This window comes from Amycolatopsis albispora (genome assembly GCF_003312875.1).
Taxonomy (GTDB): domain Bacteria; phylum Actinomycetota; class Actinomycetes; order Mycobacteriales; family Pseudonocardiaceae; genus Amycolatopsis; species Amycolatopsis albispora.
The window spans coordinates 8625649-8640294 of record NZ_CP015163.1; the positions used below are offsets into that span (position 1 = coordinate 8625649).

Sequence of the window (14646 nt, forward strand, 5' to 3'; positions counted from 1 at the left end):
CTACGTGTGGCAACTGAGGGTATGGCCGGGGGCGAGCAGTGGCTCGCCGACTACACCCGGCGCGTCGGGGACATCCAGCGCAGGGCGCAGGAAACCCAGGAACAGATCAAGAACATGCGTGCGCGGGCGAGCAGTTCCGACGGCGCGGTGACCGTGGTCCTGGCCCCCGGCGGCAGACTCGAGAGCCTCACCCTCAGCCCCGCTTCGGTGCAGCTCGGGCACCAGCGGCTGGCCGCCGCCATCCAGCAGACCATCCAGGCCGCGCACGCCGACGCCGCCGCGCAGACGCAGGCCGCGCTCCAGCCGCTGGTCGGCGAGTCCGACGCGATGGAGTTCCTGCGTGACCAGGTGAACACGGCGATCGCCGAGGACCCCGCCGCCCCGGCCGACCAGGAGCAGCCGCCACAGCAGCCGCCGCGACGCTCCGACAGCGGTGACAGCGGTGACGACGACGAAGACTTCGGCGGCTCGATCATGAGGAGGCTCTGATGCCCGACGGCGGGTTCAAGGCGAAGCCGGACGAGCTGGTCACCCACGCGGGCACCGTGCTCAAGCTGGGCGAACGGCTCAACCAGGCCGGGACGAAGGGCGGCGGCGTCGATCTCGGCATCGAGACCTACGGGATCATCGGCCAGGCCTTCAGCGGTGACGTGCGCGAGCAGATCGCCGAGACCGCCGCCGCGCTGAACGAGCTGGGTGAGGGCCTCACCGACTTCAGCGAAGGCATCAAGGAGGCCGGTGGCGCCTACGAGCGCTTCGAGAAGGAAGTCCAGGAGCTGCTCGAACTGTTCAAGGAGGACTGATGGGGGCCACCGACGGCGCGGGGATCGTCGACACCGTCTACCAGGCGGCGAACGATTTCAACAATCCGGAAGACTGGGCGATGGACGGGCTGGCGCTCGGCCTCGACACGCTCGGCCTGATCGCCAACCCGCTGGGCGGCCTGCTCAGCGCCGGGATCGGCTGGCTGATCGAGCACCTGGACTTCCTCAAGGAACCGCTCGACGACCTCGCGGGTGACCCCGGCAAGATCAACGAGATCGCCGCGGTCTGGGGTGAGCAGATCCGCAAGGAGGTCGGCCAGATCGCCGACGACTACGCGAAGGCGATCGAGACCGAGACCGCCGGCTGGGAAGGCCAGGCCTCGGTCCAGTACCGCGAGACCGGCCAGCAGATCGTCGAGCAGATCAAGTCGCTCGACGCCGCTTCGGCCGCGGTGTCCGAGGGCCTGCGCGGCTCCGGGCAGCTGGTCGCCACCGTGCGCGGCATCATCCGCGACATCATCGCCGAGGTGGTGGCCGAGATCGTGCTGGCCGCCGCGGCCGCGCTGGCCACCAGCTGGTGCACGCTCGGCGGGTCGATCGCCGCCTTCACCGGCTGGGCCGTGGCACGCGGGGCGGCCACCGCGGGCAAGATCGCGGGCAAGATCTCCAAGCTGCTGATGAAGCTGGCGAACATCCTCACCAAGTTCAGCAAGCTCCGCGGCGCGGTGCAGGCGCTGGGCAAGCTGGCCAAGCGCTTCGGCGACACGGCCAAGACCCTCGGCAAGACCGCCGGCCGCAACGGCAAGGCGCTGCGCCAGGTCGAAGGCGCGGTGGACGGCTGGAAGGACGCGGTCACCAGCAAGCTGCCCGGCGGGCTCAAGCACGCCGCCGACAGCGTCGACGGCCTGATGGGCAAGCGGGTCCGCGACGGGTTCGCCGACACCATCAGCCCCGGCAACTTCGGCCGGGTCGGCCTGTACGAGGTCGCCAAGGAAGACGCGAACGCGGACGAGAACTACGAGGAAGCCAAGAAGAACGTCGAGAAGGGCGCCTAGTCCGCACGGATCGCCCGCAGCTGCGCCGCGCGTGCGGCGAGCGGTCCCGGCGGGTCCCAGACCCAGGTCTGGAGGTCGGTGAAACCGGCTTCGGTCACTTCGGCGGCGAGTTCGTGCCTGCTCACGGGAAGCCACTTCTCGTGCGCGGACAGCACGAGCTTGCCGCCGGGCCGGAGCACCCGGCGCAGCTCGGCGAGCCCGGCCACGCGGTCCGGCCACAGCTGCACGTTGTTCACCGAGATCACCACGTCGGCCGAAGCGTCGTCGAGACCGGTCTCCGCGGCGGAGCCGAGGTGCAGCTCCACGTTGCCCACGCCTTCGCAGCGCTCGGCGCACAGCTCCAGCATTTCGGCGGACGGGTCCACGCCGATCACCCGGCCCGCGCGTTCGGCGGCGGCGAGCACGCCGACCCCCGGCCCAGGACCCACGACCAGCACGGTTTCGGCTTCGGTGAGCCGTGCCACGTCCACCACGTGGCGTTCGGTCGCCGCGTTCCCGGCGGCCATCACCCAGCCGCCGACGCGCCCGAGCACGCCGCGCGGATGGCCGAACGCCCGGTCCAGCACTTGTTCGAAGGATGCACTCATACCTTCGATGTCAACACGGAGCGCAGCCGGTCGCATCGGGGATCGCCCGGAGATGAGCACTGGTCAACCCGGTCGGTGACCCCTCATGGGACGATAGGAGAGCCGAATCCCGACTTTTGCCGAGGACCAGTCACTGTGACGTTCGCCGACACCACCTTCACCCCGCCGGAGTTGATCCGCAACTTCTGCATCATCGCGCACATCGACCACGGGAAGTCCACCCTGGCCGACCGGATGCTGCAGCTCACCGGCGTGGTCGAGGAGCGGGCGATGCGCGCGCAGTACCTCGACCGGATGGACATCGAGCGCGAGCGCGGCATCACCATCAAGGCGCAGAACGTGCGGCTACCGTGGAAGGTCGACGGGCAGGACCACGTGCTGCACCTGATCGACACCCCGGGCCACGTCGACTTCACCTACGAGGTCTCGCGTGCGCTGGAGGCCTGCGAGGGCGCGATCCTGCTGGTCGACGCCGCGCAGGGGATCGAGGCGCAGACGCTGGCCAACCTGTACCTGGCGCTGGAGAACAATCTCCAGATCATCCCGGTGCTGAACAAGATCGACCTGCCCGCCGCCGAGCCGGACAAGTACGCCGCCGAGCTGGCGCACATCATCGGCTGCGAGCCGACCGACGTGCTCCGGGTGTCGGCGAAGACCGGGCAGGGCGTGACCGAGCTGCTCGACGAGGCGGTCCGCCAGGTCCCGCCGCCGACCGGGAACGCCGACGCCCCGCCGCGCGCGATGATCTTCGACTCGGTGTACGACACCTACCGCGGTGTGGTCACCTACATCCGCGTGGTCGACGGCAAGATCACCCCGCGCCAGCGGATCAAGATGATGTCCACCGGCGCCACCCACGAACTGCTCGAGGTCGGCATCATCTCGCCGGAGCCGAAGGCCAGCGCCGGGCTCGGCGTCGGTGAGGTGGGCTACCTGATCACCGGCGTGAAGGACGTCCGGCAGTCCAAGGTCGGGGACACGGTGACCTCGGAGCGCAAGGGCGCGGAGGAGCCGCTGGCCGGGTACCGCGAGCCGAAGCCGATGGTCTACTCCGGGCTGTACCCGGTGGACGGCTCGGACTACCCGGTGCTGCGCGAGGCGCTGGAGAAGCTGCAGCTCAACGACGCCGCGCTGACCTACGTGCCGGAGACCTCGGTGGCGCTGGGCTTCGGCTTCCGCTGCGGTTTCCTCGGCCTGCTGCACCTGGAGATCACCCGGGACCGGCTGGAGCGCGAGTTCGGCCTCGACCTGATCTCCACCGCGCCGAACGTGGTCTACCAGGTCTACCTGGAGGACGGCAGCGAGGTGACGGTGACCAACCCGTCGGACTGGCCGACCGGGCTGAAGATCGCCGAGGTGCACGAGCCGCTGAGCAAGGTCACGGTGATCGCGCCGTCGGAGTTCATCGGCGCGATCATGGAGCTGTGCCAGAGCAAGCGCGGGCAGCTGCTGGGCATGGACTACCTGTCCGAGGAGCGGGTGGAGCTGCGGTACAACCTGCCGCTGGCGGAGATCATCTTCGACTTCTTCGACTCGCTGAAGTCGCGCACGCGCGGGTACGCCTCGCTGGACTACGAAGAGGCCGGGGAGCAGGCGTCCGACCTGGTCAAGGTGGACATCATGCTGCAGGGCGAGACGGTGGACGCGTTCTCCGCGATCGTGCACAAGGACGCCGCGTACGCCTACGGCAACAAGATGGCCACGCGGCTGCGTGAGCTGATCCCCCGCCAGCAGTTCGAGGTGCCGATCCAGGCGGCCATCGGCTCGCGGATCATCGCCCGCGAGACCATTCGCGCGATCCGCAAGGACGTGCTGGCCAAGTGCTACGGCGGTGACATCTCGCGGAAGCGGAAGCTGCTGGAGAAGCAGAAGGAAGGCAAGAAGCGGATGAAGACGGTCGGCCGGGTGGAGGTCCCGCAGGAGGCCTTCGTCGCCGCTCTGTCCACTGAGGACGCTTCGGACAAGGGCGGCAAGGGCAAGAAGTAGGGGCGGGTGTCACGAATGTGGCTTTCGAGACATCAAACGTCTCGAAAGCCACATTCGTGACAGGAACAGCCGGCGTCAGCAGGGGCCGTCGTCGCGCCAGACGCCCCATTCGCCGGTGGTGCCGGGCTCCTCACCCTTGGTCCACCACTTCGCGGTCCACTTGGTGCCGTTGTGCGACACCACGTTCCCGCCCGTGTACACCGTCGCCGCGTCCCAGGCGGGCTGGCTGCACACGCCCGGATTGCCGCCGGTGTCCCACGGGATCTGGGGCGACTTGTAGAAGTTGATGCCCATCGCCGTCCAGCGCGGGCCCTGGGCGCCGAGCCGTGTGCGGAACTGGTTCCAGTTGTGCGTCGACCACGGCGACCAGCCGAGTTCGGCGTGCGCGGCCAGCCGCGGGAACGCCATGTACTCGATGTGCGCGCTGGTCACGATCGTCTCGGTCCACAGTGGAGATTCCACGCCGAGCACCGCGGACTCCGGCACGCCGTTGAGGTAGGCGCCCGGGTTCCACTCGTAGGCGGTCTGCACCTCGATGAACCCGGCCCAGCTGAGCCCCAGCGGGGTGGACGAGTTGTACTTCATGTCCAGGTAGGCCTTGTTCGCCGGGGACATCAGCACCTTGCTGCCCCGTGCCACCGCGTTCACCACGCCCTGGTCGGCGGTGGTGGTGCCCCAGAACTGCGGCACCGCGGACCCGGGCAGCTGCACCTTCGCGATGTCGTGCCAGCCCTGCACGGTCTTGCCGTGCTGCGCCACGATCGGCAGCACCTTCGCCATGAACGTCTGGTAGTCCGCGTCCGAGGTGGCGTGTGCCTCGTCGCCGCCGATGTGGAAGTACGGGCCGGGGGTCAGCGCGGAGATCTCGCGGATCACGTCGGCCACGAACTGGTAGGTGATCTCCTTCGAGATGCACAGCGAGCTGTAGCCGACCTCGATGTCGGTCCGCAGCGGCGGTGCGACGCCGTTGCAGTTCAGCTCGGCGTAGGAAGCCAGCGCGGCGTTGGTGTGGCCGGGCATGTCGATCTCGGGCACCACGGTGATGTGCCGCGAAGCCGCGTACGCCACGATCTCGCTGTACTGCGCCTTCGTGTAGTACCCGCCGGGACCGCCGCCGACCTGCGTGCTGCCGCCGTAGGTGGCCAGCTTCGGCCAGCTGTCGATCATGATCCGCCAGCCCTGGTCGTCGGCCAGGTGCAGGTGGAAGTAGTTGATCTTGTACAGGGCGAGCTGGTCGATGTACTTCTTCACCGCGTCGACCGGGTGGAAGTGCCTGGCCACGTCCAGCATCGCGCTGCGGTAGGCGAAGCGCGGGTGGTCGGTGATGGTGGCACCGGGCAGCATCCACGGGCCGGGCTGCACGGTCGCGCTCTCGATCGCGGCGGGGAACAGCTGGCGCAGCGTCTGCACGCCGCTGAACAACCCGGCCGCGGTGTTCGCGCGCAGCACCACGTTCTGCGCGGACACGGTCAGCTGGTAACCCTGGTCGCCGACGCTGCCGGGTGCGCCGGACAGCAGCAGCGAGATGCCGTCGGCCGGCGGGTTCGCGGGGGCGGCCTCGACCGGCAGCGCGTAGCCGGTGGACTTGCGCAGCACGCCGGCGAGGTAGTCGCCGACCGAGGGCGAAGCCGCGTAGATCTTGGCGTTCGCCGCCAGCGTGTGCGTCACCCCGGCGGCGGGCTGCACCGAGACCGGCACCGGGACGAGGCTGGTCAGCGGTTCGGCGGCAACAGCGGCAGCGGGCTGCAGGGCGGCGAGCGAGCCGCCCGCGATGGTCAGTGCGGCGAGTGTGCGGGCCAGCCGCACCCGCACGCGGGATCTTCCACCGGTTTTCACCATGGGCCTCCTGTAGTCGGATTCTCCCACCGGATCGGGATAGAGGTCTAGACCAATACGGGGTAAATCGGTCCGGTGTTACCGCCGAACGGGTGTCGCGTGCGGAGAATCCGGCTACCAGGGCGCGGCTGGTTCGGTCAGCGCAGTGAGTAGCGGATGATCGTCTTCAACTTCGCCTCGTCGACCCGGCGTGGATCGGACAGGTAGATCTCGTGGTGCTCACCGGGCTTCGCGCCCTGCGCCTCGACGAAGTCCACCAGTCGCCGGATGGTCGCCGTCTGCTCCCGGTACGGCCCGACGTGCAGGATCTGCGCGCTCGGACCCTCGTGCCAGGTCTGGAAGCGGACCCGGTCGATGGGCAGTTCCGGCTTCTTCTTCGACATCGCGAGCAGCGCCTCGCCGACCACCTCCGGCCCCGCTTCCGGCGGCAGCGGGACCTGCAGTGTCCACTTGGGCAGCTCGTAGCCTTCGAACCGGCCTTCCAGCGGTGCCACCGAATACTTCGGCTCGATCCGCGCGCGCACCGCGTAGGCGACCGCGTACAGCGCCGGGACCGCGCTGGTGAACTGCGGCGAGTCGAGCGTGCTCTTTCCTTCGACGGTCAGCAGACCCAGCTCGGGAACGTCCACAAGGGACGGTTCGGTATTCGCGCGGTACAGCTCGGGATAGCGCTTCTTCATCGTTCCTCCACCGTTATGGTGATCCGGGTGACCAGTTCCTCCGGGGCGGCGGTCTTCGGATCGGTCAGGTAGGTCTCCACCGCCGGACCCGACGGCTGGTGCCCGTTGTCGTAGATCCAGCTGAGCAAGGCGTGGTAGGACAGCGAAAGGTCCTCGTACGGGCCGATGTGCGTGACCGTCGCCGCGGTCCCGGCGGGCAGCAGTTCCGGCTCGGTGGGCGGCAGCTCGGCGGTGAAGGTGGCTTCGTCGACCGCCATGCCCACCGCGACCGGCACCCGCGCGGCGTCCAGGTCCAGCGGGTACAGCCCCAGCAGCGGTGGCCGCCACGGCACACCGCCGCGTTCGAAGGCAACGGCGAGCTGCGAGACACAGCCGGAGAAGGCGGCACCGAAGTCGTCGGGATCGGCGTCCGCGCGGACCACCCGCAACCGTCGCACCGGGACTTCGGCCAGCGACACCTCCGGGCCGCGCAGCCCGCGCGCGAGCAGTTTCTCGGTTGACCGCAACAGGGTCTGCCGGTGCCGGATCTCGGATTCCAGCCGTTCGCGCTGCGCGTGCAGCGGTCCGGCGAGATCACCGTCGAGCACCTTCGCGATGTCCGGCAGCGGCATGTCCAGCCGCCGGAGCAGCGAGATGGCCAGCGCGTCGCGCGCCTGGTCCGGCCGGTAGTAGCGGTGGCCGGTCACCTCGTCCACCTTCGCCGGGGTGAGCAGGCCGAGGTCGTCGTAGTGGCGCAGCCGCTTCACGCTGAGGCGGCAGCGCTGGGCGAACCGGCCGATCGGGATGAGTTCCACCGGTTCATCGTGGACCCTCCCACAGTGGGAGTGGCAAGTCCGGCGCGCTGGGTACGCTCGGTCGCATGATCACCGAACTCCGCGTGCCCGTGTTCGCCGCGCCGATGGCGGGTGGTCCGTCGACACCGGAACTGGTCGCCGCCGCGACCCGCGCCGGGGCGTCCGGGTTCCTCGCCGGGGGCTATCTCACCGCGGAGGCGCTGGGGGAGCAGCTCGACCGCACCCGGGCGCTGACCGACCGGCCGTTCGGCGTCAACCTGTTCGTGCCGGGGCCGCGCGGTGCCCACGACCTGGCGAACTACCAGCTCCGCCTGCTCGCCGAGGCGCAGCGGTACGGCGTCGAGCCCGGCGTGCCGGACTGGAACGACGACCACTACCCGGCCAAGCTGGACCTGGTGGTGGCCCAGCGGGTCCCGCTGGTTTCGTTCACCTTCGGCAGGCCGTCGGCGGCGGACGTCGAGCGGCTGCACGCGGCGGGCAGCCAGGTGGTGGTCACGGTGACCAATCCGGCCGAGGCCGCGCTCGCCGCCGAGGCCGGCGCGGACGCGTTGTGCGTCCAGGGGTTCGAAGCCGGGGCCCACCGCGGGTTGTTCACCGACGACGAGGCCGACCCGGCGGGCGGCGAAACCTACGGCCTGCTGGCCGCGCTGCGCCTGGTTTCGGCCGAAGTGGACCTGCCGCTGATCGCGGCCGGCGGGCTGGTGCACGGAGCCGACGTGGCCGCCGTGCTCACCGCGGGCGCGGTCGCCGCGCAGCTGGGCACGGCCTTCCTGCGGGCCGACGAAGCGGGCACCAACCAGACCTACCGGCAGGCGCTGGCCGAAGGTGGCCGCCGGACAGCGTTCACCCGCGCGTTCAGCGGGCGACCGGCCCGCGGCCTGGTCAACCGCTTCCTGCTGGAGCACTCGGGTCCGGCCCCGGCCGCCTATCCGGAGGTGAACGGCCTGACCAAGCCGATCCGCGCGGCCGCGGCCAAGGCGGGCGACCCGGAGGCGCTGTCGCTGTGGGCGGGGCAGACCTACCCGCTGGGCAGGTCCGCCCCGGCCGCCGAGATCATCGAGAACCTGGACCGCGAGCTCCAGGCCGCCGTCCGCCGGTGGCGCTGACTACTTGCCCGCGTTTTCCTTGCCCAGCACCGAGTTCCGGCGGCTGTAGGCGAAGTAGATGAGCAGGCCGATGGCGAACCAGGCGGCGAACCGCAGCCAGGTTTCCGGCTGCAGGAAGGTGATCAGCCAGATCGAGAACACCACGCCGATGGCCGGCACCACCGGCATGCCGGGGGTCTTGAAGCCACGCGGCAGGTCCGGGCGCTTGTACCGCAGCACGATCACCGCGATGCAGACCACCACGAACGCCAGCAGGATGCCGATGTTGGTCAGCTCGGCCGCCTCGGCGATCGGCAGGAAACCGGCGATCAGCGCCGAAGCCACGCCCAGCACCCAGGTGATCCGGCTCGGCACCTTCTTCACCGGGTGGGTCTTGGCGAACCACTTCGGCAGCAGGCCGTCGCGGCTCATCGAGAAGCCGACCCGCGCCGCGCCCATCATGAAGGTGAACAACACGGTCAGGATGCCGAGAATGGCACCGGCGGCGATGATCGCGCCCAGCCACTTCAGCCCGATCCCGGCGAACGCACTGGAGAACGCCGCTTCGCTATCGATGTCTTTGAAGTTCACCATGCCGGTCAGCACCAGGCACGCCAGCACGTAGAGCACCATCGAAATGGCCAGCGAGTAGATGATCGCCTTCGGCATGTGCTTCTGGGAGTCCTTCGACTCCTCGGCCGCGGTGGACATCGCGTCGTAGCCGAACACCGCGAAGAACACCGTCGCCGCGCCGGTGAAGGCACCCGCCCAGCCGAACGGGGCGAACGGGTTGTAGTTGTCGGTGTTGATGTGGAACGCGCCGACCACGATCACCAGCAGCACCACGCCGACCTTGAGGTAGACCAGCAGCGTCTCGAACCTGGCCGCGTTCTTCATGCCCTGGTTCAGGATGAACGCGATCAGCAGGCACAGCAGCACGGCGAACAGGTTGACCTTGTAGGTGCCCGCGGCCATGCCGTCGGGTTCGGTGCCCGGCGCGCCGAGCATCCACTCCGGCAGCGAGATGTTCAGAAAGCCCAGCAGGTCGTTGAAGTAGCCGCTGATGCCGATCGCGACCACCGCCACGATCGCGGTGTACTCCAGCAGCAGGTCCCAGCCGATGAACCAGCCGGTGATCTCGCCGAGCACCGCGTAGCCGTAGGTGTAGGCCGAACCGGCGCGCGGGATCAGCCCGGCGAACTCGGCGTAGGAGAACGCCGCCGCCGCGCTGGCGATGCCGGCGATCAGGAACGAGATCAGCACGGCCGGGCCCGCTGTCTCGTTCGCCACCGCACCGGCGAGTGAGAAGATGCCGGCGCCGATGATGCCGCCGACGCCGATCGCGGTCAGCTGCCGCAGGCCGAGGGTGCGCTGCAGCCCCTCGCTTTCGGCCACCGGTTCGATCGTGTCGATGGGCTTGCGCCGGAAGATCCCGTTGCCGGAACCGCTCTGGCCGACGGTCATGGTCCGCTCCCGTGGTCGTGCTTTCGCCAAGGCCCGGATCGCGGGCCATGCGGCACCGTACCCGCTGGGCGCGGCGCTGGGCAGTACCGGATGGCGAGTCTGGGGAGTGGACTCGATTCAGCTCAGAACTCGGCTCAGGCGGAGGCCTCGGTGCCGACGCGGGCGGTGACGGACGCGGCGGTCCGGCGCTGCTTGGCGTGCGTGGCGCTGGCCGCGAAGTAGGTGATCAGCTCCGCGATGGCCGGCGGGTCGTCGAGCTGCGGGCAGTGGCCCCAGTCGTCGCGCACCAGCAGCCTGCTGTGCGGCACCAGGCTGTGCAGCTGCTTGCCCGACGCCGCGCTGACCAGCTTGTCCTTGCCGCAGGCGACCACCAGCAGCGGCGCGCGCACGGTGTCGAGCTGGTAGGCGGTGGCCAGCTCCTCGACCAGCTGCCTGGCCTGCTCGAGACGGCCGGTGGTGGCGCGGTAGTCGGGGAACAGCTCGGTGAACCGGCGGACCTGCGCCACGTCGGCCACCGCGGCGTCGGCGTAGAGCAGCCGCGGCACCACCTGCTCGGCGATCGCGCGGACGACGAACCCGGGTACCGGCAACGGCAGCGAGGAGTACAGGCGCAGCGGGATCGGGAACCGGGCCACCGTGCGGATCAGCCACGAGTCGACGAAGCCGGGCGCGGCGATGGAGACCACGCCCGCCACCGGCAGCCGGGTGCTCTGCGCGGCGCGCAGGCTGATCGTGCCGCCGAGCGAGTTCCCGGCCAGCACCACCGGGCCGAGCACCGACTGCTCCTTGATCAGCGCGGCGAGAAAGGTGTCCAGCTGCGGCAGCATCGCGCCGGGGCGCAGCGCGTCCGCCTCACCGAAACCCGGTAGATCCACCGCGACCGCGGAGTGTCCCGCGGTCGCAAGCTCTTCCAGTACCGGGCGCCAGGTGTCGGCGCTGTCGCAGTAGCCGTGCAGCAACACCAGCCTCGGGGTGGCCGGGCGGCTGGACCGCCGGGCCGAACGGCGCCGGGGCGTGTCGGCGTCGGGCTGCGGGCCGACCTCCAGCACGCGGGTGCGGGCACCGGCGTAGCGGCGATGGGCGACCCGGATGCCCGAGCCGTCCTGCACCGTCGCCGGTGGTGCCTCCCGCTGCTGTGCGGTCATGTACTCCAGGGTAAGCACTGGTTCGGGGTTTCCGCTCGCTTTCGTGCGGTCACGAACCGATGTCAGGGGTTCCCCTACCGCTGGACGGGTGGTCTCGACCACTCAGCCGATCACACGGTTCACGCGGTGAAGACGGTCTTCCCCGCGGTTTCGCCGTCGAGCATCTGCCGGAAGCCGGTGGCCGCCTCGCGGAACGGCAGTTCGGCGCCGACCTGCGGCCGGATTCCGGAGAGCTGCACGTATTCGAGCAGGTCGGTCAGCTCGTCGCGGGTGCCCATGGTCGAGCCCGCGATGCGCAGCTGCAGGAAGAACACGCGCTGCAGTTCCGCGTGCGCGTCCGGGCCGCTGGTCGAGCCGGAGACCACGATGATGCCGCCCGGTTTGAGCGATTTCACCGAATGCGACCAGGTGGCCTTGCCGACGGTCTCGAACACCGCGTCCACCCGCTCCGGCAGCCGCGCGCCGGATTCGAAGGACTGGTGCGCGCCGAGCTGCTCGGCCAGCGCGCGCTTCTCCTCGCTGCGGCCGGTGACCCACACGCGGAACCCGGCCGCGCGGCCGAGCTGGATCAACGCGGTGGACACGCCGCCGGAGGCGCCCTGCACCAGCATGGTCTGGCCGGGGCGCAGCCCGGACTTGACGAACAGCATGCGGTACGCGGTCAGCCAGGCGGTGCCCATCGTGGCGGCCTCGGTGAAGGACAGCTCCTTCGGCTTCGGCACGGCGTTGCGCGCGGGCACGACCACGTAGTCGGCGAAGGTGCCCTGGTGCTTCTCGGTGAGCAGGGTGCGCTTCGGGTCGAGCGTGTCGTCGCCCTGCCAGCCGGGTGCGTTGACCACCGAGTGCAGGACCACCTCGGTGCCGTCGTCGAGCACACCCGCACCGTCGCAGCCGAGGATCATCGGGAACTGCTCCGGCTTGATGCCCACGCCGCGCAGGGTCCAGATGTCGTGCATGTTCAGGCTCGCGGCCTTCACCGCGACCCGCACCCAGCCGTCGGGCACCTCGGGTTCGGGGCGCTCGCCGACCACCAGCGAGTCCAGCGGGTTTTCCGGGTTCGGGGCCTTGGCGTATACGGCGAACATGCCCCGGAACCTACCGGCGGAAGCACGGCCGGGCTATCGGGGAGTAGCCTTCGACACGTGCTGGACGGACTGTCGGACTGGTGGGACTCGGTGGAGCTGTGGCTCGCGCAGCTCTGGTTCCCGGTGCAGTTCATCCTGGTCATGGCGGTGCTGCTGCCGTTGTGCGCGGGCGGGGCGTGGCTGATCGACCGCCTGGTGGACCGGGTGTCCCGCTGGCTGAGCGCGGCCCGGCGCGAGGACCCGGCCGGCCGGTCGTAGTCTTCGGTGCATGTTCAACCGGAGGCGGATCACCGCCGCGTTGATCGGCCTGATCGTGCTGGTGGTCGGCGGCTGGCTGGTCAAGGACCTCGTTGCCGACGGCTCAGGCGGCCAGGGCGGCCCGGTGCCCGGCAGCGAGTCCGGGCTGCGGGTGGAGAAGTTGTCCTCGCTGCCGCCGGAGGCCGCGGAAACGTGGAAGCTGATCGGCTCGAACGGCCCGTTCCCGTACCCCCGCAACGACGGGGTCGAATTCCAGAACCGCGAGAAGCTGCTGCCCGCGCGTGACTCCGGTTATTACCGGGAGTACACGGTGAAAACGCCGGGGAGCAAGGATCGCGGACCCAGGCGGCTGGTCACCGGCGCGGCGCGTGAGCTGTACTACACCGGGGACCATTACGCTTCGTTCGTCATCGTGGACCCGAGCAGGTGAGCGCCGTGGAACAACCGGATGCGCGAGCACTGGCGGAGCGCGCCCGCGCTCGCGGTGCCTACGCCCATGTACTGCCCGGCCCCGCGCCGGTGACCAAGGCCGCGGCCATGGACGCGATCGCCGCCGCGCTCGAGTTCCCGGACTGGTTCGGCCGGAACCTGGACGCGCTGTACGACTGCCTGACGGACCTGTCGTGGCTGCCCGCCGGTGAGCACGTGCTGATCTGGGCGGGTTCGGAGGCGTTCAAGACCGCGGACCCGAAGGCGTACCTGGCGATCCGGAGCGTGTTGTCAGATGCGCAACGGGCATTGGCCCCTGGCGGTACGCGCTCGGACTCGCGGCACCTGACCGTCCAGCTACCAGACTCCTGAGCCTCGGGCGCATGTCACGAATGTGGCTTTCGAGACGTTTGGCGTCTCGAAAGCCACATTCGTGACACTGCCGCGGGCGCGGGTGGGCGGCTCCGCCGTGCTATGAAAGCCACATTCATAGCGTCGGGCGTCGGGCGCCGGGCGGCCGGTTGGTGGCGCTTGCGCGGAAGCCCCGGCTGGCTGGATCGTTCCAGGGACACGAATGTGGCTTTCGGGGCGAAATTCGCCCCGAAAGCCACATTCGTGTTCACCGGGAGGCTCCGCGTCGGGTTGGGCCGCAGCCGTCCCGCGTCAGGGGGTGGGGACCCAGGACGGCGGACGCTTTTCGGCGAAAGCCGTGATGCCTTCCTGGCCCTCTTCGCTGGCGAAGAAACCCGTCGACAGCGCGGTCATCTCGGCGAAGCCGTCGGAGGGGGTGGCGGGGCGCGGGCGGCTCAGCAGTTCCTTCGTGGCGGCCAGTGCCCGCGGGCCGCCGAGGGCCAGAGCCCGGACATACCGCGAAACCTCGGCGTCCAAATCGGACGCGTCCACAGCGGAGTTCAGCAGCCCGATGGCCACCGCCCGGGTGGCGTCGAACTTGTCGCCGGTGAGGAACAGTTCGTGCGCGGCCCGCGGGTTCAGCCGCGGCAGCACGGTGAGCGAGATCACCGCGGGCACCACGCCGATGCGCACCTCGCTGAAGGCGAAGGTCGCCTCCTTGACCGCCACCGCGATGTCCGCCGCGGCCACCATGCCGATGCCGCCCGCCCTGGCCGGCCCGGCCAGCTTCGCGACCACCGGCTTCGGGCTGGTCCACAGCTGCTCGAGGATGCGCGGGAACTCGTTCACGCCCTGGTCACCGGCCCCGGCGCCCCTGGCTTCCTTGAGGTCCATGCCCGCGCAGAACACCGGCCCGGTGTGGTCGAGCACGATCACCCGCACCGCGTCGTCCTCGGCGGCCCTGGTCAGCCCCGCGCTCAGCTCGGCACGCAGCTGCGCGGACAGCGCGTTGCGGTTGTGCGGGGAGTCCAGGGTGATCGTGGCGGTCCCGCCCGCCACCGCGTAGTGCACCAGTTCTTCAGCCATGGCCCCACCTTCGCACACGGCTGCCGGGAGCGAGACCCGCT

The 14646-nt window shown here is 69.9% G+C and carries 16 protein-coding genes; 8 read left to right on the top strand and 8 right to left on the bottom strand.

Features of this window, described 5'->3' with window-relative positions; all coding sequences use genetic code 11:
* Nucleotides 1-6 precede the first annotated feature (6 nt).
* From A4R43_RS40005 to A4R43_RS40015, 3 genes are read left to right on the top strand one after another with little or no spacing between them, the layout of a single operon-like run.
* Nucleotides 7-489: a YbaB/EbfC family nucleoid-associated protein gene (locus A4R43_RS40005; protein WP_236808560.1), complete on the top strand. Its 483-nt coding sequence runs from the start codon at nt 7-9 to the stop codon at nt 487-489.
* Nucleotides 489-803 (top strand): type VII secretion target, encoded by a 315-nt coding sequence (locus A4R43_RS40010; RefSeq protein ID WP_113696837.1) that lies wholly within the window; start codon nt 489-491, stop codon nt 801-803. Before A4R43_RS40005 ends, A4R43_RS40010 begins: the two co-directional genes overlap by 1 nt.
* A complete protein-coding gene (locus A4R43_RS40015) occupies nt 803-1819 on the top strand; it encodes a WXG100 family type VII secretion target (protein ID WP_113696838.1) in 1017 nt (338 codons plus the stop codon). The genes A4R43_RS40010 and A4R43_RS40015 overlap by 1 nt, the downstream gene beginning before the upstream one ends.
* Here the strand turns inward: A4R43_RS40015 and A4R43_RS40020 are convergent.
* A complete protein-coding gene (locus tag A4R43_RS40020) occupies nt 1816-2406 on the bottom strand; it encodes a class I SAM-dependent methyltransferase (RefSeq protein ID WP_113696839.1) in 591 nt (196 codons plus the stop codon). The genes A4R43_RS40015 and A4R43_RS40020 overlap by 4 nt on opposite strands.
* A 135-nt stretch (nt 2407-2541) precedes the next feature.
* Between A4R43_RS40020 and lepA the strand changes: the two genes are divergently transcribed.
* Nucleotides 2542-4392 (top strand): translation elongation factor 4, encoded by a 1851-nt coding sequence (gene lepA / locus A4R43_RS40025; RefSeq protein WP_113696840.1) that lies wholly within the window; start codon nt 2542-2544, stop codon nt 4390-4392.
* 75 nt (nt 4393-4467) lie between these two features.
* On the opposite strand, the gene A4R43_RS40030 is transcribed toward lepA, so the two are convergent.
* From A4R43_RS40030 to A4R43_RS40040, 3 genes are all read right to left on the bottom strand, one after another.
* Nucleotides 4468-6231 carry a family 20 glycosylhydrolase gene (locus A4R43_RS40030; protein ID WP_113696841.1) on the bottom strand — a complete coding sequence of 588 codons (1764 nt, stop codon included), beginning with the start codon at nt 6229-6231 and terminating at the stop codon, nt 4468-4470.
* Between the two features lie 134 nt (nt 6232-6365).
* Nucleotides 6366-6908 carry a GyrI-like domain-containing protein gene (locus tag A4R43_RS40035; RefSeq protein WP_113696842.1) on the bottom strand — a complete coding sequence of 181 codons (543 nt, stop codon included), beginning with the start codon at nt 6906-6908 and terminating at the stop codon, nt 6366-6368.
* The gene (locus tag A4R43_RS40040; protein WP_113696843.1) at nt 6905-7702 is read right to left on the bottom strand and encodes a MerR family transcriptional regulator; all 798 of its coding nucleotides are present in this window, start codon (nt 7700-7702) and stop codon (nt 6905-6907) included. The genes A4R43_RS40035 and A4R43_RS40040 overlap by 4 nt, the downstream gene beginning before the upstream one ends.
* Before the next feature lie 65 nt (nt 7703-7767).
* Here A4R43_RS40040 and A4R43_RS40045 point away from each other — a divergent pair, with 65 nt between their 5' ends.
* Nucleotides 7768-8808 carry an NAD(P)H-dependent flavin oxidoreductase gene (locus tag A4R43_RS40045; RefSeq protein ID WP_113696844.1) on the top strand — a complete coding sequence of 347 codons (1041 nt, stop codon included), beginning with the start codon at nt 7768-7770 and terminating at the stop codon, nt 8806-8808.
* Here the strand turns inward: A4R43_RS40045 and A4R43_RS40050 are convergent, their stop codons facing one another.
* From A4R43_RS40050 to A4R43_RS40060, 3 genes are all read right to left on the bottom strand, one after another.
* Nucleotides 8809-10251 carry an amino acid permease gene (locus A4R43_RS40050; RefSeq protein WP_113696845.1) on the bottom strand — a complete coding sequence of 481 codons (1443 nt, stop codon included), beginning with the start codon at nt 10249-10251 and terminating at the stop codon, nt 8809-8811.
* A gap of 134 nt (nt 10252-10385) precedes the next feature.
* On the bottom strand, nt 10386-11396 hold the full coding sequence (locus tag A4R43_RS40055) for an alpha/beta fold hydrolase (RefSeq protein WP_113696846.1): 1011 nt from the start codon (nt 11394-11396) through the stop codon (nt 10386-10388).
* 119 nt (nt 11397-11515) lie between these two features.
* Entirely contained in the window at nt 11516-12481 is a 966-nt protein-coding gene (locus tag A4R43_RS40060) for a zinc-binding dehydrogenase (protein ID WP_113696847.1), read from the bottom strand.
* Nucleotides 12482-12538: 57 nt separating this feature from the next.
* Here A4R43_RS40060 and A4R43_RS40065 point away from each other — a divergent pair, with 57 nt between their 5' ends.
* From A4R43_RS40065 to A4R43_RS40075, 3 genes are read left to right on the top strand one after another with little or no spacing between them, the layout of a single operon-like run.
* A complete protein-coding gene (locus tag A4R43_RS40065) occupies nt 12539-12739 on the top strand; it encodes a hypothetical protein (RefSeq protein ID WP_113696848.1) in 201 nt (66 codons plus the stop codon).
* Nucleotides 12740-12749: 10 nt separating this feature from the next.
* Nucleotides 12750-13169 carry a guanyl-specific ribonuclease gene (locus A4R43_RS40070; protein ID WP_113696849.1) on the top strand — a complete coding sequence of 140 codons (420 nt, stop codon included), beginning with the start codon at nt 12750-12752 and terminating at the stop codon, nt 13167-13169.
* Nucleotides 13166-13540, top strand: coding sequence for a barstar family protein (locus A4R43_RS40075; protein ID WP_113696850.1), 375 nt, complete (start codon nt 13166-13168; stop codon nt 13538-13540). Before A4R43_RS40070 ends, A4R43_RS40075 begins: the two co-directional genes overlap by 4 nt.
* 291 nt (nt 13541-13831) lie before the next feature.
* On the opposite strand, the gene A4R43_RS40080 is transcribed toward A4R43_RS40075, so the two are convergent.
* The gene (locus A4R43_RS40080) at nt 13832-14605 is read right to left on the bottom strand and encodes an enoyl-CoA hydratase-related protein (RefSeq protein WP_113696851.1); all 774 of its coding nucleotides are present in this window, start codon (nt 14603-14605) and stop codon (nt 13832-13834) included.
* Between the last annotated feature and the right edge of the window lie 41 nt (nt 14606-14646).

What these genes read in the sequence shown, in the direction of transcription:
- A4R43_RS40035 (WP_113696842.1), bottom strand. Translation starts at nt 6,908, where the DNA reads ATGAAGAAGCGCTATCCCGAGCTGTACCGCGCGAATACCGAACCGTCC.
- A4R43_RS40070 (WP_113696849.1), top strand. Translation starts at nt 12,750, where the DNA reads ATGTTCAACCGGAGGCGGATCACCGCCGCGTTGATCGGCCTGATCGTG.
- A4R43_RS40060 (WP_113696847.1), bottom strand. Translation starts at nt 12,481, where the DNA reads ATGTTCGCCGTATACGCCAAGGCCCCGAACCCGGAAAACCCGCTGGAC.
- A4R43_RS40055 (WP_113696846.1), bottom strand. Translation starts at nt 11,396, where the DNA reads ATGACCGCACAGCAGCGGGAGGCACCACCGGCGACGGTGCAGGACGGC.
- A4R43_RS40015 (WP_113696838.1), top strand. Translation starts at nt 803, where the DNA reads ATGGGGGCCACCGACGGCGCGGGGATCGTCGACACCGTCTACCAGGCG.
- A4R43_RS40020 (WP_113696839.1), bottom strand. Translation starts at nt 2,406, where the DNA reads ATGAGTGCATCCTTCGAACAAGTGCTGGACCGGGCGTTCGGCCATCCG.
- A4R43_RS40030 (WP_113696841.1), bottom strand. Translation starts at nt 6,231, where the DNA reads ATGGTGAAAACCGGTGGAAGATCCCGCGTGCGGGTGCGGCTGGCCCGC.
- A4R43_RS40080 (WP_113696851.1), bottom strand. Translation starts at nt 14,605, where the DNA reads ATGGCTGAAGAACTGGTGCACTACGCGGTGGCGGGCGGGACCGCCACG.
- A4R43_RS40050 (WP_113696845.1), bottom strand. Translation starts at nt 10,251, where the DNA reads ATGACCGTCGGCCAGAGCGGTTCCGGCAACGGGATCTTCCGGCGCAAG.
- A4R43_RS40045 (WP_113696844.1), top strand. Translation starts at nt 7,768, where the DNA reads ATGATCACCGAACTCCGCGTGCCCGTGTTCGCCGCGCCGATGGCGGGT.
- A4R43_RS40010 (WP_113696837.1), top strand. Translation starts at nt 489, where the DNA reads ATGCCCGACGGCGGGTTCAAGGCGAAGCCGGACGAGCTGGTCACCCAC.